Raw genomic sequence first — 23598 nt, forward strand, 5'->3', positions numbered from 1 at the left:
GGTTGCCTTGGCAGAGTATTCGCGCCGGCATCACCATTATTAAGGGCATCCACTACCCGCCCTAATTCACCCGGAGGACACTATGTCGAAGTCGGTTCAACTCATCAAAGATCATGACGTCAAGTGGATTGATCTGCGCTTCACGGACACCAAAGGCACTCAGCACCACGTGACCATGCCGGCTCGCGATGCGCTGGATGACGACTTCTTCGAAGTCGGCAAGATGTTCGACGGTTCCTCCATCTCCGGCTGGAAAGGCATCGAAGCCTCCGACATGATCCTGATGCCGGTCGACGAAACGGCCGTACTCGATCCGTTCACCGAAGATCCAACTCTGATTCTGGTCTGCGACATCATCGAACCTTCGAGCATGCAAGGCTACGATCGCGACCCACGTGCGATCGCCAAGCGCGCCGAAGAGCACCTGAAAGCCACTGGTATCGGTGACACCGTATTCGCCGGTCCAGAGCCTGAGTTCTTCATCTTTGACTCGGTGAAATTCAAGTCGGACATCTCCGGCTCGATGTTCAAGATCTACTCCGAGCAAGGTTCGTGGATGTCCGACCAGGACATCGAAGGCGGCAACAAGGGTCACCGTCCAGGCGTGAAAGGCGGCTACTTCCCGGTTCCACCGTTCGACCACGACCACGAAATCCGTACCGCCATGTGCAACGCACTGGAAGAAATGGGTCAGTCGGTTGAAGTTCACCACCACGAAGTGGCAACTGCCGGCCAGAACGAAATCGGCGTCAAGTTCAACACCCTGGTGAAGAAGGCCGACGAAGTTCAGACCCTGAAATACGTTGTGCACAACGTTGCCGACGCTTACGGCCGCACCGCGACCTTCATGCCGAAGCCACTGTACGGCGACAACGGTTCGGGCATGCACGTACACATGTCGATCTGGAAAGACGGCAAGAACACCTTCGCTGGCGAAGGCTATGCCGGCCTGTCCGATACCGCTCTGTATTTCATCGGCGGCATCATCAAACACGGTAAGGCCCTGAACGGCTTCACCAACCCGGCGACCAACTCCTACAAGCGTCTGGTGCCAGGCTTCGAGGCGCCGGTAATGCTGGCCTACTCGGCGCGCAACCGTTCCGCTTCGATCCGTATTCCATACGTGTCGAGCCCGAAAGCCCGCCGTATCGAAGCACGCTTCCCGGATCCGGCTGCCAACCCGTACCTGGCCTTCGCAGCACTGCTGATGGCCGGTCTGGACGGTATCCAGAACAAGATCCACCCAGGCGACGCCGCCGACAAGAACCTGTACGACCTGCCGCCTGAAGAGGCGAAAGAGATCCCGCAGGTTTGCGGCAGCCTGAAAGAAGCCCTGGAAGAGCTGGACAAGGGCCGCGCATTCCTGACCAAGGGCGGCGTGTTCTCCGACGACTTCATCGACGCTTACATCGCGCTGAAATCGGAAGAAGAAATCAAGGTTCGCACCTTCGTACACCCACTGGAATATGAGCTGTACTACAGCTGCTGATCCGGTAGCGCTGCGTAAAGCGGCGTGACAAAAGAGGCCTCCTTCGGGAGGCCTTTTTTATTGCCCGGCGCAGTTCATTTACCCTGTGGGAGCGAGCCTGCTCGCGAAAGCGGTGAGGCATTGAAGATGATGGTGACTGATACGACGCCTTCGCGAGCAGGCTCGCTCCCACAGGCGATCTGTGGTGTCTGAATGATCTTTGAATGTGTCGCCAGTTGGGCCAACCGCCCCACCTGTCCTATGCTGCTACCCATCGTTTCCAACCCCGGTCGATTTCATGGGTCGCACGCTTCTCTACATCCTGCTGCTGATCGCCCTGCCCGCCGCCGCGCAGATCTACAAGTACACCGATGCCAACGGCAACACGGCTTACAGCAATCAGCCGCCGGACGGCGTACAGGCGCAACCGCTCGAGTTGCCACCCCTCAACCGGGTCGAGCCGCAAGCACCGAGTGCGCCGCAGGCACCCACCGCAGAACAACCGCAACCACCGCGCAACGGCTATGAAGTCCTCGAGCTCGCCGGTCTGCCCACTGACGAGGCGCTGCGCGCCAACAACGGCACCTTCACGGTCAACGTCCTGATCAAACCGCGCCTGCAACCGCCGCATCAATTAAGGCTGCTACTCGACGACCAGCCTTATGGCCAGCCGAGCAACGTGCCGGTTCTGCAATTGATCAACATCGATCGCGGCGAGCATCGCCTGGCCGTGCAAGTGATCGATGGCCAGACTGTCATCCAGCAGAGCCCACCAGCGGTCTTCACCGTGCAACGGGTGCATACGCCGTGATTCGCGCGGGGCTGGCACTCATCCTGGTGTTGATGTCGACGTCCGCCTCGGCGGAGGTCTTTACCTACATCGACGCACAAGGCAACCGCGTCTATACCGACCAGCCACGCGCCAACGCCAAGCGAGTGCCGATCGCGACGAGCAATCGCATGGCGGTCCCTGCCAACACCGCAGCGCCGCTCACCACGGCGAAAAAATCCGCCGAACCAGCGCCCTTTCATTACGACATGCTGCGCATTCTGATCCCAGAGCCTGATGCCACCCTGCGCAGCAGCGCCGGCGAGCTGATCGTCAGTGTCACCAGCGAGCCCGGCCTGCAAAGCGGCCATCGTTATCGCCTGCTGCTGGATGGCAAGGCCACTGGCGAGCCCGGCGTCAGCCCGGTATTTGCACTGAGCAACATTGATCGCGGCAGCCACAGCCTTTCGATCGAAATCCTCGATGCCGACGGGCGCACCGTGGAACGCACCGCCAATCAGCCGTTCCACATGCTGCGCATTTCCCTGGCGCAGAAACGTCAGGCCAAACCCTGTGTCGCCGACGACTATGGCGTGCGCCCGGAATGCCCGCTCAAGGACAAACCTGAAGAACCGAAAAATCCATTTCTGCGCTTCTTTTAACGTCTTCCAGGCATTCGCACTCTATTGGTGCACTAAACTGCATCTCGCCCACAACCCAACCCATTTTGGTTCGAAACTTCCCGTTTGAGCTGGCTTCGTGCCATACAAACGCGCGTCAAACGCCTGTTTCAGGGCTCAAGCGCTTCTTTTCGGAGCCTTGGTTTGGTTTTTGCATTTTCCCGACATCAGCGCTTTGTTCTCGCGCACGCCTTGCTCCAAAAGGGGTCCAGATGACCATAAGCGACGCTATTCACCGTTTGCTGCTCGACAACCTGACCACGGCGACCATCCTGCTCGACGCCGAACTGCGTCTGGAGTACATGAACCCGGCGGCGGAAATGTTGCTGGCCGTCAGCGGTCAGCGCAGCCATGGCCAGTTCATCAGTGAGCTGTTCACCGAGTCTCCCGAGGCGCTCAATTCCCTGCGCCAGGCGGTTGAGCAGGCGCACCCGTTCACCAAGCGCGAAGCAATGCTCACCGCCCTCACCGGCCAGACCCTGACTGTGGATTACGCGGTCACGCCGATTCTGAGCAACGGCGCGACCTTGCTCTTGCTCGAAGTGCACCCGCGTGACCGCCTGCTGCGGATCACCAAGGAAGAGGCGCAGCTGTCCAAGCAGGAAACCAGCAAAATGCTGGTGCGCGGCCTCGCCCACGAAATCAAGAATCCTCTCGGCGGCATCCGTGGTGCCGCGCAGCTGCTGGCGCGCGAGCTGCCGGAGGAAAGCCTGCGCGATTACACCAATGTGATCATTGAAGAGGCCGATCGCCTGCGTAATCTGGTCGATCGCATGCTCGGCTCGAACAAATTGCCCTCGCTGGCCATGTGCAACGTTCACGAAGTCCTCGAACGCGTCTGCCAACTGGTGGAAGCCGAAAGCCAGGGCTGCATCACTCTGGTGCGCGATTACGATCCGAGCATTCCCGACGTATTGATCGACCGCGAACAAATGATTCAGGCGGTGCTGAACATCGTGCGTAACGCGATGCAGGCGATCAGCAGCCAGAACGAGCTGCGTCTGGGCCGCATCAGCCTGCGCACCCGCGCGATGCGCCAGTTCACCATCGGCCACATCCGCCATCGTCTGGTGACCAAGATCGAGATCATCGACAACGGCCCGGGCATCCCGGCGGAACTGCAGGAAACCATTTTCTTTCCGATGGTCAGTGGTCGCCCGGACGGTACCGGGCTGGGCCTGGCCATTACCCAGAACATCATCAGTCAGCACCAGGGCCTGATCGAGTGTGAGAGCCATCCAGGCCACACCACCTTCTCGATCTTCCTGCCACTGGAACAAGGAGCCACATCGACATGAGCCGTAGTGAAACCGTGTGGATCGTCGATGACGACCGTTCTATCCGTTGGGTCCTGGAAAAGGCCTTGCAACAGGAAGGCATGACCACCCAGAGCTTCGACAGCGCCGACGGCGTGATGAGTCGTCTGGCCCGGCAGCAGCCGGACGTGATCATTTCCGATATCCGCATGCCCGGTGCCAGTGGTCTGGATCTGCTGGCGCGGATTCGCGAACAGCACCCACGGCTGCCGGTCATCATCATGACCGCTCACTCCGATCTGGACAGCGCTGTCGCCTCCTATCAGGGCGGCGCGTTCGAATATCTGCCCAAACCTTTCGATGTCGACGAAGCCGTTTCGCTGGTCAAGCGGGCCAATCAACATGCGCAGGAGCAGCAAGGCCTGGAAGTTGTGCCAGCCCTGACCCGCACGCCGGAAATCATCGGCGAAGCGCCGGCGATGCAGGAGGTGTTTCGCGCTATCGGCCGCCTGAGCCACTCCAACATCACCGTGCTGATCAACGGCGAATCCGGCACCGGTAAAGAACTCGTCGCCCACGCCCTGCACCGCCATAGCCCACGCGCGGCTTCGCCGTTCATTGCGTTGAACATGGCGGCGATTCCCAAGGATCTGATGGAATCGGAACTGTTCGGCCACGAGAAAGGCGCGTTCACCGGTGCGGCAAACCTGCGCCGCGGGCGCTTCGAACAGGCCGACGGCGGCACGCTGTTCCTCGATGAAATCGGCGACATGCCGGCGGACACCCAGACCCGCCTGTTGCGCGTGCTGGCTGACGGTGAGTTCTACCGCGTCGGCGGCCATGTGCCGGTCAAAGTGGACGTGCGCATCATCGCCGCGACCCACCAGAATCTCGAAACACTCGTCCACGCCGGCAAATTCCGTGAGGACTTGTTCCACCGCCTCAACGTGATTCGCATCCACATTCCACGCCTGTCGGATCGTCGCGAAGACATCCCGACTCTGGCCCGGCATTTCCTCAGCCGCGCCGCGCAGGAACTGGCGGTGGAGCCGAAGCTGCTGAAAAGCGAGACCGAGGAATACCTGAAAAACCTGCCATGGCCGGGCAACGTGCGCCAGCTGGAAAACACTTGCCGCTGGATCACCGTGATGGCCTCCGGCCGTGAAGTGCACATCAGTGACCTGCCGCCAGAGCTGCTCAACCTGCCGCAGGATTCGGCGCCCGTGACCAACTGGGAGCAGGCCTTGCGCCAATGGGCCGATCAGGCTCTGGCCCGCGGCCAGTCGAGCCTGCTCGACAGCGCGGTGCCGGCGTTCGAGCGGATCATGATCGAGACGGCGTTGAAGCACACCGCCGGGCGCCGTCGAGATGCTGCCGTTCTGTTGGGTTGGGGGCGGAACACCCTGACGCGCAAGATCAAGGAACTGGGGATGAAGGTGGATGGTGGGGATGATGAGGAGGGGGAAGAGGGTTAACCCTTAAGGATTGTCGTGCACAGGATCGATCCCCCTCACCCAGTGAGAGGGGGAAGGGAGCCGATCTCGGGTGGTTTCGAGGCCTGAGTTCGGCTCGGTATCTCAGGTCGGCGTAGCTTGACCGGGCAACTCGGTCAGTCCCCTCTCCCTCTGGGAGAGGGTCAGGGTGAGGGCTACGTGCACTGCATCAATGCACAATGACCCGCGATCGCGCACAGCCGTATCGCCACAATCACTCCTCAAAACACTGACAAACCCTTTATTCAAAAACGCGAAAGCCCCGAGTCCCGGGGCTTTCGCGTTCCCAAAGCGTTTTTTTGTCTCAGCAGATTAAAACCTGGCACGCCGCCTGCAATAACTATGACAGGTGATTCGTTTCACCACCCGTTTCGGGGACCTTGGTACAGGCAGGCCGGGGATTCCCCTCTTTACATCGGGCTCACAGCGCAACGCGGCGAGCCCAACCTTTTGGGATCCTTGGTACAGGCAGGCCGGGGGTTCCCTCTTTATACCGGGCCGACGCGATACGCGAAGCCCACACTTTTGGGAACCCTGATACAGGCAGGTCAGGGATTCCCGCTTTTACACCGCCAGCCGCGGCGTTCAGCCCGGCGCTAATTAATCTTTGGACGTTTGGGCAAATGGTGCAGGGGCTGGTTTTGCCGCCCCGAGTCATATTCCCGTATTTGTGCTTCAAGCCTGTCCAGCATTTTTCCGGGGCTAAGTTCATTGGTCAGAATGCCTGTCATCCTTGCCTGTTCGCTGGCGTCAGCTTTGACGTAGACCTCGATAAACCACCAGACCCGCCGCTGCAGAAGCGGGTACTCAACGTGAAACTCAGGCGTACGACTCAGCTTCCGAATCCCATTGATCACTTCACTTCCTGCTCCGTCCAAACTGTCCCAGAGTTTCAGTTTTTCGGATAATTTCGAGGGCGGCACATTTCGTAGCCACAGGTTTGCCGACCTATCAGTACTCTGCTCTCCCAGCCAGATGTCGGCGCCTGTTTTTATACGCGCATGTATCAGACGCCGGAGGGAAGCCGGGTCAGTGATGGGGTTGCCGCTGAGATTGAAGCCTGCTCTGAGTTCTACGGATTCCGGGATCGATGTAATTCGATTGTTCGCAAGATTCAACACTTTGCCGGGAATCTCGTCGGTGATGCCCTCCGGAAATGCGTCTAACCTTGCATTGGAAAGATCCAGCTCCTGCAACGCGGTCAGAGTTTTGACTGAAGGCACAACCTGAAGAGGGTTGCTACCAAGCTTCAATACTTCCAGATGCTTGGGCCCACCGTCGCCAAGCCCGGCAGGCGGCCTGGATATCTGGGTCCCTGTCAGATCGAGATATTGCAGATCGGCCATGCCGGAGACATCAGGCGCGGCTCCCAAGATATTCCGCTGCAACTCAAGTACCTGCAAACGTCGCAAATCGGACAGTTGACCGACCAAAGCCGAAAGATCTCGATCTTTATAAGAGCTGCCGAGCTTAAGTACGCGCAATTCGTTCATGCCCATTACTGAAAAATCAGACGGTAAGGAACATTCTTGCAAATCGAGCTCTCGCAATCGGGCAAAGTTCTTGAATTGCGCGGCCGTGCGCGACGTGACTACGTCCGGGAAGTATTTCCCCCTGAATCCGCTACCCACGGAAGTCGGCCCGTTGTGCGACGCAAGCTTCAATGATTCAACATTGGGAAACTGAGCCAGGAAGGTGTCTAGATCATCCCATCCCCAGCGCAATATTATCGTAAGGTCGGAAATAGAGTTGAACTGACCTGTCGCAAGCTCACGAACAAGATAGGAATTGAGATCGAGCTGGAGTTTGAACCCCGTCATACGCCCGTTGCGGTAGACACGTTCATCAGGCTCACCCAGCCACTTGTACAGTCGCCGCAGCTTGGCTTGCACGGTTTCAAACGGTTTATAGTTGTGGTGAATTCTATCCACCATAACGTCCCAGCGCTTGATCTTGCTGTCCAACTCGGAAAACCCGATCTGAACGCGCCTGAGCTCCACGTCTGCAATATCTTTGTCGCCGATCAGAGCAATGAAGTCGTCCGCCTGCTGATCGGTCGCTTCTGGCAGATATTTTTTCACCTGAGCTCGGGTCGCCTGTTCAACAACCAGGCGAGGGTGCCAGAGACCGCTGGCGGCGTCGCGCAGCAGCACCGGACCTGAAGGCAGCAACTCGCTTGGTCGACGGGCCCGGTACAGTCCGGTATGCGGATCAGCAGCAACCATAGCCATGCCGCCGATTTGCAGGTCAGCGTAAGTGCGTTTGTTAATAACCCGAAGACCTTCATTGTTGACTGGCGCACGTATTGCGCGACCGTCAGTGACATAGGCAGCAAGCGACACGTCCGGAGCAATCGGCCGTGCATCAAGGGGAGCCGCGTGAACCACTACGGTATGCGACGGCGAGACGGCTTCGATATCGGCACCAATGGATGACGGAGCTGGGCGCAGCAAAGGATCGAGCGAAGCGCCCATCTCGAAGCCACGACGGCCTGGTAAATCCACCAATGCGGTGTCCAGGTCCGTCGGTCGAGCAGGGCTGGCTGGTGTATCGATATCAACGCGGCTACTGCCGCCGCGGGGTGGTTTGACCGGCATGTTTTTCATCCTTGAAGAGCTTCCCCCTGCAGGTGCGCAAGGGCAGCTTGTGGTCGGCATCCTGCCGTTTGAGCGTGAGAGCGGACGATAACGCGCGCTTGCGGTGGCTGGGGGTGGGAAAGGTCAACGGCAGCGGTGGGAAATGCCGTTAAAAAACGTCGGAGGTAACGATGAAGTTCAGATCATTGCTCTCGCAATCGAACTTCCAGCCGCCAGCGGTCATCGACCTCGCTGCCGATCCAGTCACCCTGCAACGGCCGCGCCGCCAGCACCGTCAGCAACAACCCGCCGTCACTCTTGCGCGTGCGCCAGTTCACATCCCTGCCGTCGAGCTTGAGCTGGCCCTTTTGCGGCCGACCTTGCGCCTGAAACAGCAATGCGATGGTGCCGTCGATAATCTCGCCATGCAGCTTCGGCTCGTTGTTGAACCACACCACCAAACCGCCGTCGGTGACCTCGACGCGCTCCAGCACGCTCGGATCCGGCGTGGTCAGTCGACCGATCATCAGGCCGATCATCATTCCGACGATGGCCAGCGAACCGATCACTCGCGGGAATAGTTTCGAACGGTTGTCCACAGGCGGCGTAGAATGCCGCTCGTCTTTACCTTCGGAGCCGTGCATGTTTCACGTCATCCTTTTTCAACCAGAAATTCCGCCGAACACCGGCAACGTTATCAGGCTGTGCGCCAATAGTGGCTGCCACCTGCATTTGATCGAGCCGCTGGGTTTCGAGATGGACGACAAGCGCTTGCGTCGCGCCGGTCTCGACTACCACGAATATGCCACGCTGCAGCGTCACGCTGATCTGGCCAGTTGTCTTGAGAGTCTGGGCAACCCGCGGGTATTCGCCTTCACTACCAAAGGTTCACGGCCGTTTCATGATGCCGCATTCGTGCCCGGCGATGCGTTTCTGTTCGGCCCGGAAAGCCGTGGCCTGCCAGCGGACGTGCTCGACGCCCTGCCCGCCGAACAGCGCCTGCGCCTGCCGATGCGCGAAGGCTGCCGCAGCCTGAATCTGTCCAACACCGTGGCGGTCGCCGTGTACGAAGCGTGGCGGCAGAACGACTTCAAATAGTTTTCGCCTGACCAAAACAATCGCGGGCAAGCCCGCTCCCACAGGAATGTGCAAAACCTGTGGGAGCGGGCTTGCCCGCGATGCGTATCCGAGCCTTTATTGAACGGTCGGGGTCTCGCCGCTTTCCTGCATGCGCTGCAGCTCTTGCGCGTACAGGGCATCGAAGTTCACCGGGGCCAGCATCAGTGCTGGGAACGAGCCACGGGTGACCAGGCTGTCCAGGGTTTCGCGGGCGTACGGGAACAGGATGTTCGGGCAGAACGCACCCAGGGTGTGGCTCATCGAAGCCGCGTCCAGGTTCTTGATCAGGAAGATACCGGCCTGTTGCACTTCAGCGATGAAGGCCACTTCTTCACCGTTTTTCACGGTAACAGAAAGGGTCAGCACCACTTCGTAGAAATCGCCTTCCAGCGCTTTCTGGCGAGTGTTCAGATCCAGACCGACCGCCGGGTCCCACTGCTGGCGGAAGATCGCCGGGCTTTTCGGGGCTTCGAAGGACAGGTCGCGTACATAGATGCGCTGCAAGGAAAATTGCGGTGCGGTTTCTTCTTCGCTGGCTGCAGTGTTCTGTTGGTCAGTCATCTCAGATCCTTATCGATCTTGGGTCTTTTAGGGAGTGCTGTACGTGGGTGCAGCCGTTCAGCCCTTGAGCAGCGCGTCGAGTTTGCCGGCGCGCTCCAGGGCGTATAAATCATCACAACCGCCGATGTGCTTTGCGCCGATCCAGATCTGCGGCACGGAGGTGCGTCCGGCCTTTTTGGTCATTTCGGCACGCAGCTGCGGCTTGCCATCGACCTTGATCTCTTCGAAGGCCACGCCTTTGCTGGCGAGCAGATGCTTGGCGCGCGAGCAGTAAGGGCAGTAATCGCTGGAATAGACGATGACGTCGCTCATATCACTTCACCAACGGCAGGTTGTCGCCTTTCCAGCTGGAAATCCCGCCGGACAGCTTGGCCGCGGTGAAGCCGGATTTCATCAGCTCGCGGGCGTGGGTGCCGGCGGTCTGGCCAAGGGCATCGACCAGAATGATGGTCTTGGCCTTGTGCTTTTCCAGCTCGCCGACGCGGGCAGCCAGTTTATCTTGCGGTATGTTCACCGCGCCAACGATGTGGCCAGCGGCATAATCCTTGGCCGGACGGATGTCCACCACCACGCCTGCATCTTTATTGACCAGTGCGGTCAGTTCGCCAGTGCTCAGGCTTTTACCGCCGCCCTGCATCGTGTGCGCCAGCAACAGAGCCAGCAGTACGACGAAGATACCGACAAGAATGTAGTGGTTAGTGGCAAATTCAATCAGGTGAGCAACCATCGAAGGAGGTTCCAGGGCGTTAAAATGTCGGCCAGTATACACAGCCACTATGGTCGGCCAAACCCCGTCCGGCGGTGACGCGGTCGGAACTTCGCTTTAAACTCCAACTCCGTTTTCCATCGCCCTCTTCTTTATCAGCCACGAGTGGATTCCATGACGACTACGCCCAAACCTTTGGTCCTGATGATTCTCGACGGCTTCGGTCACAGCGACAGCCCCGAATCCAATGCCGTGTTCGCGGCGAAGAAACCTGTGCTGGATCGTCTGTGGGCCACGGTGCCGAACGGCTTGATTTCGGGCAGCGGCATGGACGTCGGCCTGCCGGACGGGCAGATGGGCAACTCCGAAGTCGGCCACATGAACCTCGGCGCCGGGCGCGTGGTGTATCAGGACTTCACCCGTGTGACCAAAGCGATCCGCGACGGCGAATTCTTCGAAAACCCGACCATCTGCGCCGCTGTCGATAAAGCCGTGGCCGCCGGCAAAGCCGTGCACTTCATGGGCCTGCTGTCCGATGGCGGCGTGCACAGCCACCAGGATCACCTGATCGCCATGGCCGAACTGGCCTTCAAGCGCGGCGCCGAAAAAATCTACCTGCACGCCTTCCTCGACGGCCGCGACACACCGCCAAAAAGCGCTGCTTCGTCGATCGAACTGCTCGATGCAACTTTCCAGGCCTTGGGCAAAGGCCGGATCGCCAGCATCATCGGCCGCTACTTCGCCATGGACCGTGACAACCGCTGGGATCGTGTCGCCCAGGCCTACAACCTGATCGTCGACGGCAACGGCGAATTCAACGCCGCCACCGCTCAGGAAGGTCTTGAAGCTGCCTACGCCCGTGGCGAAAGCGACGAGTTCGTCAAAGCCACCTCCATCGGCGAGCCGGTAAAAGTCGAGGACGGCGATGCCGTGGTGTTCATGAACTTCCGTGCCGACCGCGCTCGCGAGCTGACCCGGGTGTTCGTCGAAGACGATTTCAAGGAATTCGCGCGCGCCCGCCAGCCAAAACTGGCCGGTTTCGTCATGCTGACCCAGTATGCCGCAAGCATTCCGGCACCGTCGGCCTTCGCCGCCGGCAGCCTGGAAAACGTCCTCGGTGATTACCTGGCGAAAAACGGCAAGACCCAGCTGCGCATCGCTGAAACCGAGAAGTATGCCCACGTGACCTTCTTCTTCTCCGGCGGTCGCGAAGAACCGTTCTCGGGCGAAGAGCGCATCCTCATCCCGTCGCCGAAAGTCGCTACCTATGACCTGCAGCCGGAAATGAGCGCGCCGGAAGTCACCGACCGCATCGTCGACGCCATCGAAAACCAGCGCTACGACGTGATCGTGGTCAACTACGCCAACGGCGACATGGTCGGCCATAGCGGCGTATTCGACGCGGCGGTGAAGGCGGTCGAGTGCCTGGACACCTGCGTCGGTCGCATCGTCGAGGCGCTGGACAAGGTCGGTGGCGAAGCGCTGATCACGGCCGACCACGGCAACGTCGAGCAAATGGCCGACGAATCCACCGGTCAGGCGCATACCGCGCACACCACCGAGCCGGTGCCGTTCATCTACGTCGGCAAACGCGACCTGAAAGTGCGCGAAGGCGGCGTGCTGGCGGACGTGGCACCGACCATGCTGATGCTGCTGGGCCTGGAAAAACCGGCGGAGATGACTGGCACTTCGATCCTCGTATAAACACTGATAATCCCTGTGGGAGCGAGCCTGCTCGCGAATACGGTGGATCAGTCGACAGCGATGTCGCCTGACACACCGCTTTCGCGAGCAAGCCCGCTCCCACAATGGTTTTGCGGTGTTTTTCTGTCCAGTTATCACACAGCCCCAATTGGGCGTTTTTTTTGCAGCCTCGGGCGGGCATACTAGGCCGTCCCTTACCCTGGTGCCGCCCGCCCCTATGCTTCGCGTCCTGATTGCCCTTGCTCTGACCTGTCTGCTCCAGCCGGCCTTCGCCGACGAGCGCGCGCAAACCCAACAGCAGTTGGAGGCCACGCGCCAGGATATCGCCGAGCTGAAAAAACTCTTGGGCAAGCTGCAGGAAGAAAAGTCCGGCGTGCAGAAAGAGCTCAAGGGCACCGAAACCGAGATGGGCAAGCTGCAGAAGCAGGTCGACGCGCTGCAGAAAGAATTGCAGAAAAGCGAATCCGAGCTGCAGCGGCTCGATGCAGAGAAAAAAAAACTCCAGAGCGCGCGCACTGAACAGCAGCGACTGATCGCCATTCAGGCCCGTGCGGCTTACCAAAACGGTCGCCAGGAATACCTCAAGCTGCTGCTCAATCAACAGAACCCCGAGAAATTTGCCCGCACTCTCACCTATTACGACTACCTGAGCCAGGCCCGCCTGGAGCAGTTGAAGAACTTCAACGAAACCCTGCGCCAACTGGCCAATGTCGAAAAAGACATTGGCCTGCAGCAGGCGCAGTTGCTGGTGCAGAAAAGCGACCTCGACACTCAGCGCGAAGCACTCGAGAAGGTCCGCAAGGAACGCCAGCAGGTTCTCGCCAAGCTAAATGACGACGTGAAAGCCCGCGATCAAAAGCTGGCCGCCCGCGAGCAGGATCAGGCAGACCTGTCTAAAGTCCTTAAAACCATCGAAGAAACCCTGGCGCGCCAGGCTCGTGAGGCAGAAGAAGCGCGGCAGAAAGCGCTGATCGCCCAGCAGGAAGCGGAAAAAAAGCGTTTGCGTGAGGCGCAGGCTGACAACAGCGACGCCCCACGAAAACCCGCCAGATCAAGCCCCGGCGCGCTGGTATCGAGCAGCGGCGAAACCTTTGGCGGGCCTTTTGCTGCAACCCGGGGAAAACTTCCGTGGCCGGTTGATGGTCGATTACTCGCACGCTTCGGTGAAAGCCGTGGCGACGACGCCCGCACCAAGTGGGATGGTGTGATGATCAGCGCCTCCGCCGGCAGCCAGGTGCACGCCGTACACGGTGGGCGCGTGGTATTTGCCGATTGGCTGCGCGGTGCCGGGTTGCTGGTGATCCTCGATCACGGCAACGGTTTTCTGAGTCTTTACGGTCACAACCAGACGCTGCTCAAGTCGGCGGGTGATGTGGTCAAGGCTGGCGAGTCGATTTCCACTGTAGGTAACAGTGGCGGCCAGGACACACCAGCGCTGTATTTCGCAATTCGTCAGCAGGGTCACCCGAGTGATCCGGCGCAATGGTGTCGTGCGCAAGGATAAGCGCACCATCTAATTCAGGAGTTCGTTCGACATGCTGCATTTGTCCCGCCTTACCTCGCTGGCCCTGACGATCGCTCTGGTGATCGGCGCGCCTCTGGCGTTCGCCGCGCAACCGGCCCCGACTGTCGCTCCGGCAGGCACTGCCGCGACCGCCAAGGCGCCGCTGCCGCTGGAAGAGCTGCGCACCTTCGCCGAGGTCATGGACCGGATCAAAGCCGCGTACGTCGAGCCTGTGGACGATAAGACCCTGCTGGAAAACGCGATCAAGGGCATGCTCAGCAACCTCGATCCGCATTCGGCCTACCTCGGCCCGGAAGACTTTACCGAACTGCAGGAAAGCACCAGCGGTGAGTTCGGCGGCCTGGGCATCGAAGTCGGCGCCGAAGACGGCTTCATCAAGGTTGTCTCACCGATCGACGACACCCCGGCCTCGAAGGCTGGCATCCAGGCCGGCGACTTCATCGTCAAGATCAACGGCCAGCCAACCCGCGGCCAGACCATGACCGAAGCCGTCGACAAGATGCGCGGCAAAATCGGCCAGAAAATCACCCTGACCCTGGTTCGCGATGGTGGCACGCCATTCGACGTGACCCTGGCCCGTGCAGTGATTCAGGTCAAGAGCGTCAAAGCGCAGCTGCTGGAATCGGGCTACGGCTATATCCGCATCACCCAGTTCCAGGTCAAGACCGGCGAAGAAGTCTCCAAGGCGCTGACCAAGCTGCGCAAGGACAACGGCAAGAAGCTCAACGGCATCATTCTCGACCTGCGCAACAACCCGGGTGGCGTGCTGCAATCGGCGGTGGAAGTGGTCGACCATTTCATCACCAAAGGTCTGATCGTTTACACCAAGGGCCGCATTGCCAACTCCGAATTGCGCTTCTCCGCCACCGGCAAGGACGAAAGCGAAGCGGTGCCGATGGTCGTGCTGATCAACGGTGGCAGTGCCTCGGCTTCGGAAATCGTTGCCGGCGCCCTGCAGGACCAGAAACGCGCCGTGGTCATGGGCACCACCAGTTTCGGCAAGGGCTCGGTGCAGACCGTGCTGCCGCTGAACAACGACCGCGCGCTGAAGATCACCACCGCGCTGTATTTCACGCCGAACGGCCGCTCGATCCAGGCCCAGGGCATCGTGCCGGACATCGAAGTGCGCCGCGCCAAGATCACCAACGAAGCCGACAGCGAATACTTCAAGGAAGCCGATCTGCAAGGTCATTTGGGCAACGGCAACGGCGGCGCCGACAAACCGAGCGGTTCCGGCGGCAAGGCCAAAGCGATGCCGCAGGATGACGATTACCAGTTGGCCCAAGCCCTGAGCCTGCTCAAAGGCCTGAGCATCACCTCCGGCCGCTGAGGATGTTGCTCCGCGCACTCTGCGTCCTGTTGTGCTGTCTGGCGGGTTTTGCCCAAGCAGAGCCCGCCAGCTCTTCGCCGCACAAAGCCTACCTGACATTGATCATCGATGACCTGGGGCAGAACCTGCCCCGGGATCGTCGCGTGCTCGCCCTGCCCGGCCCGGTCACGGCGGCGATCATGCCCGATACCCCCCACGCCAGCGAGTTTGCCCGCGAAGCCCATCGCGCCGGCAAGATCGTCATCCTGCACATGCCGATGGACCCGGCCACCGGGCCGTACGCCTGGCACCCCGATCTGCCCATCGAAGAGCTGCAGAAACGCCTGAATGCCGCGTTCGAAAAGGTACCGTTCACTTCCGGCATCAACAATCACATGGGCAGCCGCATGACCGCGCAGCCGGCGGCGATGGCGTGGTTGATGGGCGAATTGCAGCGTCGGCACAAGTTCTTCGTCGACAGCCGCACCAGCGCGCAGACCGTCGCAGCGCAGCAGGCGCAGAAAATCGACCTGGCCAGCGTTTCCCGGGACGTGTTTCTTGATGATGAGCGCACCGAAGCGGCCATTGCCACTCAGTTGCAGACCGCGATCGCCCTGGCGCACAAACAGGGTTCAGCGGTGATGATCGGCCATCCGTACCCGCAGACCCTCGCGGTGCTGGAGCGCGAATTACCCAAGCTAAAAGCGCAGGGCATCGACTGGATCGATATCCGGCAGATGATCAGCGTGCGCAGCAATCGCGCCATGGCCGGGCATGGCAAGGACGGCGTTTACCGGTAAAACCCTGTGACGCTGGCACATACATAGTTACCACCCGATAACCGTCCCCGTTTCCGATAGTGCGACCTGCAACAGGTCGCGACGCCCTCGCGCGTCGCCTTTCAACTATCAGGAATCATCATGACTATCGAAAAAAATATCGCCGCGCTGCCACGGCAAATGGAACCGATCATCCAGGACAACCTGCTGATCAACTTCACCATGGAGTTCAATCGGGTCTGGAGCAGCAACGGCTCGAAAGCGAAAACCGCCACCTTCTGGCGCCCTGCCCCCGCTCCGGATGCACTGCCGGGCTATTTCCCGCTGGGCGATGTGCTGATCCCCGGCGATGCCAATATCAACGGCGAAGTAGTCGCGGCCGTGGTCTGCGAGAGGGATTTGAAAGGACTAGACAACGCCAGAGGCAAGGCACTGGCGCGCCCTGTCGATTTTGAACTGGTCTGGAAAGAAACCGGGGCGCCCAATGTTGCGCGCCTGTCGATCTGGCGCCCTTTGGCACCTGTCGGTTACGTCGCCTTGGGGCAAGTCTGCACCACCGATCATTGCAAACCTTCGCTCAACTCAGTGCGTTGCGTCAGGGTCGACCTCGTCGTTGCGGCGAACCTCGGCGAGTTGATCTGGAATGACAAAGGTAGCGGCGCCAAAATGAGTTTCAGTGCCTACGCCATCGAACCGCCGACTGCGGCAGCAGGCGATATCCTGTTTGCAGCGGGCACATTCGCCGGCATTCAGGGCTACAGCAAGCCTGCGGCACCTTCATCGGCGTACGCGTTGCGCATGCAGATCCCTGTGCAACTGAGCGAACCACCGCAGGCTCCGGTTCTCGGTGGATATGCCAAGCCAGCCGAAAGCGAACCCGCCACGGTCACACATGTTGCCCGCCTGCCCTGGTTCGCGGTGAGAGATCATGCGCATCCCGGTGAACAGTTTCGCAACTCACCTTACTACGCACTCAAAAGGACCGACGAATACGTGCTCATCGGTTATGAGCGCAATGAGTCGGACGCATACCGCGCGACAAAATGGACTGCGCCGCGCGCGCAGAGCGCCGTGACGATGCGGATGTTCCATAGCTTCACCGCGATGGAAATTGTAAAAGCCTGGCCATCCGCGCCTCTGAGCGACATCCGCATGACCAGATTCTCGGCTTGCCTGCCGAAGGCCCTGACCCACACTGAAGCGTCTTCCAACGGCTGGCACGAGCTGCGACCGCAGGTCGTGATTGCCATGGTGCCAAAGCAATCAGCCGTAGCGGTCTATCAGATGCAAAGCCATTACGAACTGGTGAGGGAAGACGGTACTCAAGTGGCGGTCGATTTCGGCTATACCGACGACTCCAGCGTTCTGCTGACGCAATACCCGCCACAAACCATCGAGTCAGTCGACTCGTGTCCATCGCTGAAGACGGCCATCCCCGCTGAGCCAGGCATCGACAGCAGCAGCGTGGAAGCGCTGCAAGCGCCTGGTCTGGATGTGGTTACAGATAGCGCGCCATGATTTCATCGACCACGCCTTCCTTGCGCATCTGATCCAGCGCGGTCTGCAGCCTGGCGACGACGTCATCGGAAACATCCTTGTTCAGCGCCAGGTACAACTCGGCGCTGTTGAAGCGCAGCACGGTCTTCAGGCCGGTCACGCCATCCTGCCGCGCCAGATAACGGCCGGCAGGATCACCCGTGGCCCACAGATCGATCTGGCCATTGAGCAGCTTTTTAGCGTTGTCCTGATCGCGCAGCACTACTACCGGTTTGAGGCCTTGCTTGGTGAGTGTCTCGGCAATCGCATCCCCTTTGTAGGCGCCGATCTTGTATTTGCGCGCGTCGTTGAGGGTGTCAAGTGTGATCTTGCTGTCAGCCTTGGCCAGCAGGATCCAGTCATCCGGGCCGATCGGGCCGACCCATTTGAACAGTCTTTCGCGATCGGGCAGGCGCGCCATGACGAAGGCGCCGTAACCGGGATTTTCCAGGGCGAGTTTGTAGACACGCTCCCAGGGGAAACGCAGGGTCAGGCTGTAAGTGAGGCCGGCGCGCTGGAACATCTCGCGAACGATGTCAGTGGCAATGCCGTTGATGTTGTCGCCCTGGGCGAAATTCTTGCCGTTCTTCGCCATGTTGTACGGCGGGAAGTTTTCGGTAAGCAGCACCAGGTCGGTGTCGGGACCGTTTTCGGCGCGAGCATTGCTGATCAACAACAATGAGGCGCTGGCGAGAACAACAAGCAGGCGTTTGATCATGTCGGGCTACCGGAATCCATGGCGTGCCCAAGAGTGCCTTGGGCGCGCCATGCTGTCCACTGGCCTGTACGCTTTAGCGCATGACGATGCCGCGATGCGACATGTAGGCCTTGGCTTCCTGCACGGTGTATTCGCCGAAGTGGAAAATACTTGCCGCCAGCACCGCACTGGCATGGCCTTCGAGAATGCCGTCGGCCAGATGCTGCAAATTGCCGACGCCACCGGAAGCGATCACCGGAATGCCCAGCGCGTCGCTGATGGCGCGGGTCACGCCGAGGTCAAAGCCGTTTTTCATGCCGTCCTGATCCATGCTGGTCAGCAGGATCTCGCCGGCACCGAGGCCTTCCATTTTCTTCGCCCACTCGACCGCGTCGAGGCCGGTTGGCTTGCGCCCGCCGTGGGTGAAGATTTCCCAGCGCGGGGTTTCGCCGGGGCCGGAGACTCTCTTGGCGTCGATGGCGACGACGATGCACTGCGAGCCGAAATGCTGCGCGGCTTCGCCAACGAACTCCGGGTTGAACACCGCAGCGGTGTTGATCGACACCTTGTCTGCGCCGGCATTGAGCAGATTGCGGATGTCCTGCACGGTACGCACGCCACCGCCGACGGTCAGCGGAATGAACACCTGGCTGGCCATGCGCTCGACGGTATGCAGCGTGGTGTCACGGCCATCGACGCTGGCGGTGATGTCGAGAAAGGTAATCTCGTCGGCGCCCTGCTCGTCGTAGCGACGGGCGATTTCCACCGGGTCACCGGCGTCGCGGATGTTCTCGAACTTCACACCTTTGACGACCCGGCCGTTGTCCACGTCCAGGCAAGGGATGATGCGCTTGGCTAACGCCATAAGACTTAATCTCCGATTAAGAAGCTTCAAGCTTCAAGCTGCAAGAAAGGGCGGATTGCGGTCGCGCTTCTAACTTGCAGCTCGCAGCTTGTAACTTGAAGCTGCTTTTATCTGGCCGCGTAGCCATCACAAAAAGCTTGAGCCTCTGCAACATCCAAAGTGCCCTCATAGATCGCGCGGCCCGTGATCGCGCCGATGATGCCCGGTGCCTTGGCGTCGAGCAGCGACTTGATGTCACCCAGGTTATGGATGCCGCCGGAAGCGATCACCGGAATCCTGGTGGCAGCGGCCAGCGCAGCGGTGAACGGTACGTTGCAGCCCTGCATCATGCCGTCTTTGGCGATGTCGGTATAAACGATCGAGGACACGCCGTCGGCTTCGAACTGCTTGGCCAGGTCAATGACCTGCACGGTGCTGATCTCAGCCCAACCGTCGGTGGCGACGAAACCGTCTTTCGCATCCAGGCCGACAATGATCTTGCCCGGAAACGCACGGCAGGCTTCAGCAACGAACGCCGGATCTTTCACGGCTTTGGTGCCGATGATCACGTAGCTCACGCCCGCCTTGACGTAATGCTCGATGGTTTCCAGCGAACGGATGCCGCCACCGATCTGGATCGGCAGGGTCGGGTAGCGCTTGGCGATCGCGGTGACCACTTCGCCGTTGACCGGCTGGCCTTCGAACGCGCCGTTCAGGTCGACCAGATGCAGACGACGGCAACCGCCCTCCACCCACTTGGCAGCCATGCGCACCGGGTCATCGGAGAACACCGTGGAATCTTCCATGCGGCCCTGGCGCAGACGTACGCAGGCACCGTCCTTGAGATCGATAGCGGGGATAATCAGCATGCTTTTTCCTTCGTCAAAAGAGCGGCAAGCTGCAAGCCATAAGCTGCAAGCGCGCACGCGCGTCTATCTCTTGCAGCTTGCAGCTTGACGCTTGCCGCTGCTCTTAATTTTTTTCGAGCGCCCACAGGTCGCTTTCGATGCTTTCAAACCGCTCCTTGAGGTGGGTCTGCACATCGAAAATCGCCCTGTTGTAATAGTGCGGAGCAATTTCGCGGGTAAACAGCTCAAGAATTTCCGCCGCCTCGAACGAACCCAGATCCAGTTCGAAACGGTCTTCCATGAACCGCTGAATCTTGCGATTGGCCTCGCTCTCCTGCTCGGGAGTGAGGGTCAGAATCGGCGGTTTGGACTTCTTGACAGCCATTTACCAGCGACCGTCCCACGCAGCGAAGTTCTGCAGCAATTGCAGGCCGTGGGTATGGCTTTTCTCCGGGTGGAACTGCACGGCGAAACGCGAGCCATCGGCCAGCGCTGCGGCGAAGTCGACGCCGTAATGACCGCTGCCCACCACCTGCCGCGCATTGGCGGCGGCGATGTAGTAGCTGTGCACGAAGTAGAATCGCGCCAGATCCGGGATGTCATGCCACAGCGGGTGACTGATGGTCTGCTTCACCTCGTTCCAGCCCATGTGCGGGACTTTCAGGTGCTCGCCGTCTTCGTGCAGATCCTTGCCGAAGAACTTCACCGCGCCCGGAAACAGGCCGATGCAGTCAACGCCTTCGTTCTCTTCGCTGCTGTCGAGCAAGGCTTGCATGCCGACGCAGATGCCGAGGAACGGCCGATCCTGGCTGACCTCACGGACCAGCGAATCGAAGCCGAGGCGACGGATCTCCGCCATGCAATCGCGAATCGCGCCAACGCCCGGGAAGACCACGCGGTCGGCTTCGCGAATCACGTTCGCGTCGCTGGTAATCAGCACCTTGCCGGCGCCGACGTGCTCAAGCGCTTTGGCAACCGAGTGCAGGTTGCCCATGCCGTAGTCGATAACTGCAACCGTCTGCATTACAGAACGCCTTTGGTCGACGGCATTTGCCCGGCCATGCGTTCGTCCAGCTCGACGGCCATGCGCAGCGCGCGGCCGAAAGCCTTGAACACGGTTTCGATCTGGTGGTGAGTGTTGGTGCCGCGCAGGTTGTCGATGTGCACGCTGACCAGCGCGTGGTTGACGAAGCCCTGGAAAAACTCTTGGAACAGGTCAACGTCGAAACCGCCGACGGTGGCACGGGTGTACGGCACGTGCATCTGCAGGCCCGGGCGACCGGAGAAATCGATTACCACACGCGACAGTGCTTCATCGAGCGGCACGTAGGCATGGCCGTAGCGACGGATGCCTTTCTTGTCGCCGATGGCTTTGGCAAAGGCCTGGCCGAGGGTGATACCGACGTCTTCCACCGTATGGTGGTCGTCGATATGCAGATCGCCCTTGCATTCGATATCCAGGTCGATCAACCCGTGACGGGCGATCTGATCCAGCATGTGCTCAAGAAAAGGTACACCGATATCGAATCGGGCCTTTCCGGTGCCATCAAGGTTGATCGAGGCTTTGATCTGGGTTTCCAGAGTGTCGCGCTCGACAGACGCCTTACGTTCGGCCATCACCAGCTCCGCAAAATCATTGGGCGAAAAAGGCAGCCATTATAGGCACGCAGGAGGCAAACAGAAACACGAGAGGTGAGATGCCTGACGGATAGAACGCCCGGCTGTCGCGGGTAGACATGTCCATACAAGCGAGAAGGGATGATGATCGCTCCCACGCCCTGCGTGGGAGTGCAGCCCCGGACGCTCCGCGTTCGCTTCAAATGTGACGCAGAGCGTCACGGGAGGCATTCCCACGCAGAGCGTGGGAACGATCAAATGTAAATGACCTTAGTGAAACAGTACCGCCGTCTTCTGCAGGGTCACCCACACACCCCACGCCAACGGAATACCCACCACCAGCCATGCCGCGATCGCCAGAGGCTTGGTGCCCGGCGCCGCTTTCCACTCCAGAACGGTGCTGGCATCGGCACCCTTGTCGTGGCCCAGCGCCTGTTCGGCAGCCAGTTCGGCGTCGGTCATGAAGTACTTGTCGGCCACCGGGCGCACCATCAGGTTGCACAGGAAGCCCAGCACCAGCAGGCCGGCGAGGATGTACAGAGTGATGTCGTAAGCAGCGGCGCGTTCAACGCCGATGCTCAACTGATATTCACGCAGGTAGTTCACCAGCACCGGACCGAGCACGCCGGCAGCAGCCCAGGCAGTCAGCAGACGACCGTGGATCGCGCCAACCATCTGCGTGCCGAACAGGTCGGCCAGATACGCCGGAACGGTGGCGAAACCACCGCCGTACATCGACAGGATGATGCAGAACGCCGCCACGAACAGCGCAACGTTGCCCAGATGGCCCATGTTCGGAATCAGCGCGTACAGGGCAAAACCCAGCGCGAAGAACACGAAGTAGGTGTTCTTGCGGCCCAGGTAGTCCGAGAACGAGGCCCAGAAGAAGCGACCACCGATGTTGAACAGGCTCAGCAGACCGGTGAAGCCCGCTGCGATTGCCGCGATCGAGGCCAGTTGGCCAGCGTCGAGTTGACCGAACGGCACATCGACGCCCAGCAGTTTGCCGCCGAACACTTCCTGCAACAGTGGCGAAGCCATGCCGAGGATACCGATACCCGCCGACACGTTCAGGCACAGCACCAGCCATACCAGACGGAATTGCGGAGTTTTCCACGCTACATTCACGTGAACGTGACGGTTGGTGATCATCGCGTTGGAAGCTTTCTTCGCCGGAGCGGTCCAGCCTTCAGGTTTCCAGCCGGTTGGCGGCACGCGGTAGGACAGTGCGCCACCGATCATGAACACGAAGTAAATGGCCGCCATGGCCACAAAGCTCTGCCATACGCCCACGCCTTCCGGCGAAGCGAAGTGGCTCATCAGTGCAGTCGCCAATGGTGCGCCGACCATCGCGCCGCCACCGAAGCCCATGATCGCCATGCCGGTCGCCATACCGCGCTTGTCCGGGAACCATTTGATCAGGGTCGACACCGGCGAGATATAGCCCAGGCCCAGACCGATACCGCCGATCACGCCGGAGCCGATCCACATCAGCCAGATCTGGTGGGTATAGATACCCAGCGCGGAAATCAGCAGACCGCCACACCAGCACAAGGCCGATACAACGCCAGCCTTGCGTGGACCGGCGTGTTCCAGCCAGCCGCCCCAGATCGCTGCCGAGCAGCCGAGGAAGATGAAGAACAGCGTGTAGATCCAGCCGAGCATGGAGATCGGCCAGTCGCAGTTCGACGAAAATACCTGTGCGATGAAGCTCATGTCCGGCGCGCAAGCCACCGGCGCGGTAACGCCGAGTGCCTTGGACAGCGGCAACCAGAACACCGAGAAGCCGTAGGCCATGCCGATGCACAGGTGAATGGCCAAAGCGGCCGGTGGAACCAGCCAGCGGTTGAAACCGGGCTTGGCGATGATGCGTTCCTTGGACAGGAACGCAGGCTGGTCGGCTTTGAGGCCGTCCGCCGTGATGCTCGTGCTCATTGTGTATCCCCCAATTGTTAGTATGGTTCGCCAGCCACTGCTCACCCTCGGCCTTATGCACGCAGGCATGACCGTTTTTTAGGTGAAGCTCCTTGAAGGCGCGACGTTAAGTCGCAGACGGGCGGACGAACTGGCGAAGGTTACCATTCTCAGGTGACAGAAAAACCAAACTGATA

The 23598-nt window shown here is 60.0% G+C and carries 23 protein-coding genes; 11 read left to right on the forward strand and 12 right to left on the reverse strand.

All coding sequences use genetic code 11. The features are described 5' to 3' along the window. Window positions 1–82 precede the first annotated feature (82 nt). The 5 genes from glnA (at window position 83) to ntrC (ending at window position 5648) form a co-directional block, all read left to right on the forward strand. Complete coding sequence (glnA, locus tag ACMYUN_RS12845; protein ID WP_016772104.1) at window positions 83–1489, forward strand: type I glutamate--ammonia ligase; 1407 nt, start codon at window positions 83–85, stop codon at window positions 1487–1489. A 277-nt stretch (window positions 1490–1766) separates the two neighbouring features. Then, complete coding sequence (locus tag ACMYUN_RS12850) at window positions 1767–2279, forward strand: DUF4124 domain-containing protein (protein WP_415763891.1); 513 nt, start codon at window positions 1767–1769, stop codon at window positions 2277–2279. A 32-nt stretch (window positions 2280–2311) separates the two neighbouring features. Then, window positions 2312–2899 (forward strand): DUF4124 domain-containing protein, encoded by a 588-nt coding sequence (locus ACMYUN_RS12855; RefSeq protein ID WP_415763892.1) that lies wholly within the window; start codon window positions 2312–2314, stop codon window positions 2897–2899. 230 nt (window positions 2900–3129) lie between these two features. Then, on the forward strand, window positions 3130–4215 hold the full coding sequence (glnL, locus tag ACMYUN_RS12860; RefSeq protein ID WP_039756599.1) for a nitrogen regulation protein NR(II): 1086 nt from the start codon (window positions 3130–3132) through the stop codon (window positions 4213–4215). Then, on the forward strand, window positions 4212–5648 hold the full coding sequence (gene ntrC, locus ACMYUN_RS12865) for a nitrogen regulation protein NR(I) (protein WP_039756597.1): 1437 nt from the start codon (window positions 4212–4214) through the stop codon (window positions 5646–5648). Before glnL ends, ntrC begins: the two co-directional genes overlap by 4 nt. Before the next feature lie 614 nt (window positions 5649–6262). Here the strand turns inward: ntrC and ACMYUN_RS12870 are convergent. Both ACMYUN_RS12870 and ACMYUN_RS12875 read right to left on the reverse strand, forming a co-directional pair. Then, window positions 6263–8263, reverse strand: a complete 2001-nt coding sequence (locus ACMYUN_RS12870; protein WP_415763893.1) for a leucine-rich repeat domain-containing protein — start codon at window positions 8261–8263, stop codon at window positions 6263–6265. Between the two features lie 182 nt (window positions 8264–8445). Continuing rightward, entirely contained in the window at window positions 8446–8886 is a 441-nt protein-coding gene (locus ACMYUN_RS12875; protein WP_415763894.1) for a hypothetical protein, read from the reverse strand. On the opposite strand from ACMYUN_RS12875, the gene ACMYUN_RS12880 reads away from it, so the two are divergent. Beyond that, window positions 8885–9340: a tRNA (cytidine(34)-2'-O)-methyltransferase gene (locus ACMYUN_RS12880; protein ID WP_016772113.1), complete on the forward strand. Its 456-nt coding sequence runs from the start codon at window positions 8885–8887 to the stop codon at window positions 9338–9340. The two genes, ACMYUN_RS12875 and ACMYUN_RS12880, sit on opposite strands and share 2 nt — an antisense overlap. Window positions 9341–9436: 96 nt before the next feature. Here the strand turns inward: ACMYUN_RS12880 and secB are convergent, their stop codons facing one another. From secB to ACMYUN_RS12895, 3 genes are read right to left on the reverse strand one after another with little or no spacing between them, the layout of a single operon-like run. After that, a complete protein-coding gene (gene secB, locus ACMYUN_RS12885) occupies window positions 9437–9922 on the reverse strand; it encodes a protein-export chaperone SecB (protein WP_016772114.1) in 486 nt (161 codons plus the stop codon). Window positions 9923–9979: 57 nt separating this feature from the next. Further along, window positions 9980–10234, reverse strand: a complete 255-nt coding sequence (grxC, locus tag ACMYUN_RS12890; protein ID WP_039756592.1) for a glutaredoxin 3 — start codon at window positions 10232–10234, stop codon at window positions 9980–9982. 1 nt (window position 10235) lies between these two features. Beyond that, on the reverse strand, window positions 10236–10649 hold the full coding sequence (locus ACMYUN_RS12895; RefSeq protein ID WP_016772116.1) for a rhodanese-like domain-containing protein: 414 nt from the start codon (window positions 10647–10649) through the stop codon (window positions 10236–10238). Between the two features lie 153 nt (window positions 10650–10802). Here ACMYUN_RS12895 and gpmI point away from each other — a divergent pair, with 153 nt between their 5' ends. From gpmI to ACMYUN_RS12920, 5 genes are all read left to right on the forward strand, one after another. Then, window positions 10803–12332 carry a 2,3-bisphosphoglycerate-independent phosphoglycerate mutase gene (gene gpmI, locus ACMYUN_RS12900; protein WP_415763895.1) on the forward strand — a complete coding sequence of 510 codons (1530 nt, stop codon included), beginning with the start codon at window positions 10803–10805 and terminating at the stop codon, window positions 12330–12332. Window positions 12333–12549: 217 nt separating this feature from the next. Then, on the forward strand, window positions 12550–13836 hold the full coding sequence (locus tag ACMYUN_RS12905; protein WP_206421216.1) for a murein hydrolase activator EnvC family protein: 1287 nt from the start codon (window positions 12550–12552) through the stop codon (window positions 13834–13836). A 31-nt stretch (window positions 13837–13867) separates the two neighbouring features. After that, entirely contained in the window at window positions 13868–15187 is a 1320-nt protein-coding gene (locus ACMYUN_RS12910; RefSeq protein ID WP_129998304.1) for a S41 family peptidase, read from the forward strand. Between the two features lie 2 nt (window positions 15188–15189). Next, window positions 15190–15966 carry a divergent polysaccharide deacetylase family protein gene (locus ACMYUN_RS12915; protein WP_415763896.1) on the forward strand — a complete coding sequence of 259 codons (777 nt, stop codon included), beginning with the start codon at window positions 15190–15192 and terminating at the stop codon, window positions 15964–15966. A gap of 120 nt (window positions 15967–16086) precedes the next feature. Then, window positions 16087–17463 carry a Vps62-related protein gene (locus ACMYUN_RS12920; protein ID WP_415763897.1) on the forward strand — a complete coding sequence of 459 codons (1377 nt, stop codon included), beginning with the start codon at window positions 16087–16089 and terminating at the stop codon, window positions 17461–17463. Here the strand turns inward: ACMYUN_RS12920 and ACMYUN_RS12925 are convergent. The 7 genes from ACMYUN_RS12925 to ACMYUN_RS12955 all read right to left on the reverse strand — a co-directional run bounded on the left by ACMYUN_RS12925 (window position 17444) and on the right by ACMYUN_RS12955 (window position 23422). Further along, window positions 17444–18199: a substrate-binding periplasmic protein gene (locus ACMYUN_RS12925; RefSeq protein WP_415763898.1), complete on the reverse strand. Its 756-nt coding sequence runs from the start codon at window positions 18197–18199 to the stop codon at window positions 17444–17446. The genes ACMYUN_RS12920 and ACMYUN_RS12925 overlap by 20 nt on opposite strands. Window positions 18200–18272: 73 nt before the next feature. After that, a complete protein-coding gene (gene hisF, locus ACMYUN_RS12930; RefSeq protein ID WP_415763899.1) occupies window positions 18273–19043 on the reverse strand; it encodes an imidazole glycerol phosphate synthase subunit HisF in 771 nt (256 codons plus the stop codon). Between the two features lie 107 nt (window positions 19044–19150). Then, window positions 19151–19891 (reverse strand): 1-(5-phosphoribosyl)-5-[(5-phosphoribosylamino)methylideneamino]imidazole-4-carboxamide isomerase, encoded by a 741-nt coding sequence (gene hisA, locus ACMYUN_RS12935; protein ID WP_415763900.1) that lies wholly within the window; start codon window positions 19889–19891, stop codon window positions 19151–19153. Between the two features lie 103 nt (window positions 19892–19994). Next, complete coding sequence (locus ACMYUN_RS12940; RefSeq protein WP_011332018.1) at window positions 19995–20255, reverse strand: DUF2164 domain-containing protein; 261 nt, start codon at window positions 20253–20255, stop codon at window positions 19995–19997. Then, window positions 20256–20894, reverse strand: coding sequence for an imidazole glycerol phosphate synthase subunit HisH (gene hisH / locus ACMYUN_RS12945; RefSeq protein ID WP_039756584.1), 639 nt, complete (start codon window positions 20892–20894; stop codon window positions 20256–20258). Continuing rightward, on the reverse strand, window positions 20894–21487 hold the full coding sequence (gene hisB / locus ACMYUN_RS12950) for an imidazoleglycerol-phosphate dehydratase HisB (RefSeq protein WP_016772125.1): 594 nt from the start codon (window positions 21485–21487) through the stop codon (window positions 20894–20896). The genes hisH and hisB overlap by 1 nt, the downstream gene beginning before the upstream one ends. Window positions 21488–21757: 270 nt before the next feature. Beyond that, window positions 21758–23422, reverse strand: a complete 1665-nt coding sequence (locus tag ACMYUN_RS12955) for an OFA family MFS transporter (RefSeq protein ID WP_016772126.1) — start codon at window positions 23420–23422, stop codon at window positions 21758–21760. Window positions 23423–23598 lie beyond the last annotated feature (176 nt).

This window comes from Pseudomonas sp. CP4 (assembly GCF_047758505.1).
Taxonomy (GTDB): domain Bacteria; phylum Pseudomonadota; class Gammaproteobacteria; order Pseudomonadales; family Pseudomonadaceae; genus Aquipseudomonas; species Aquipseudomonas fluorescens_AO.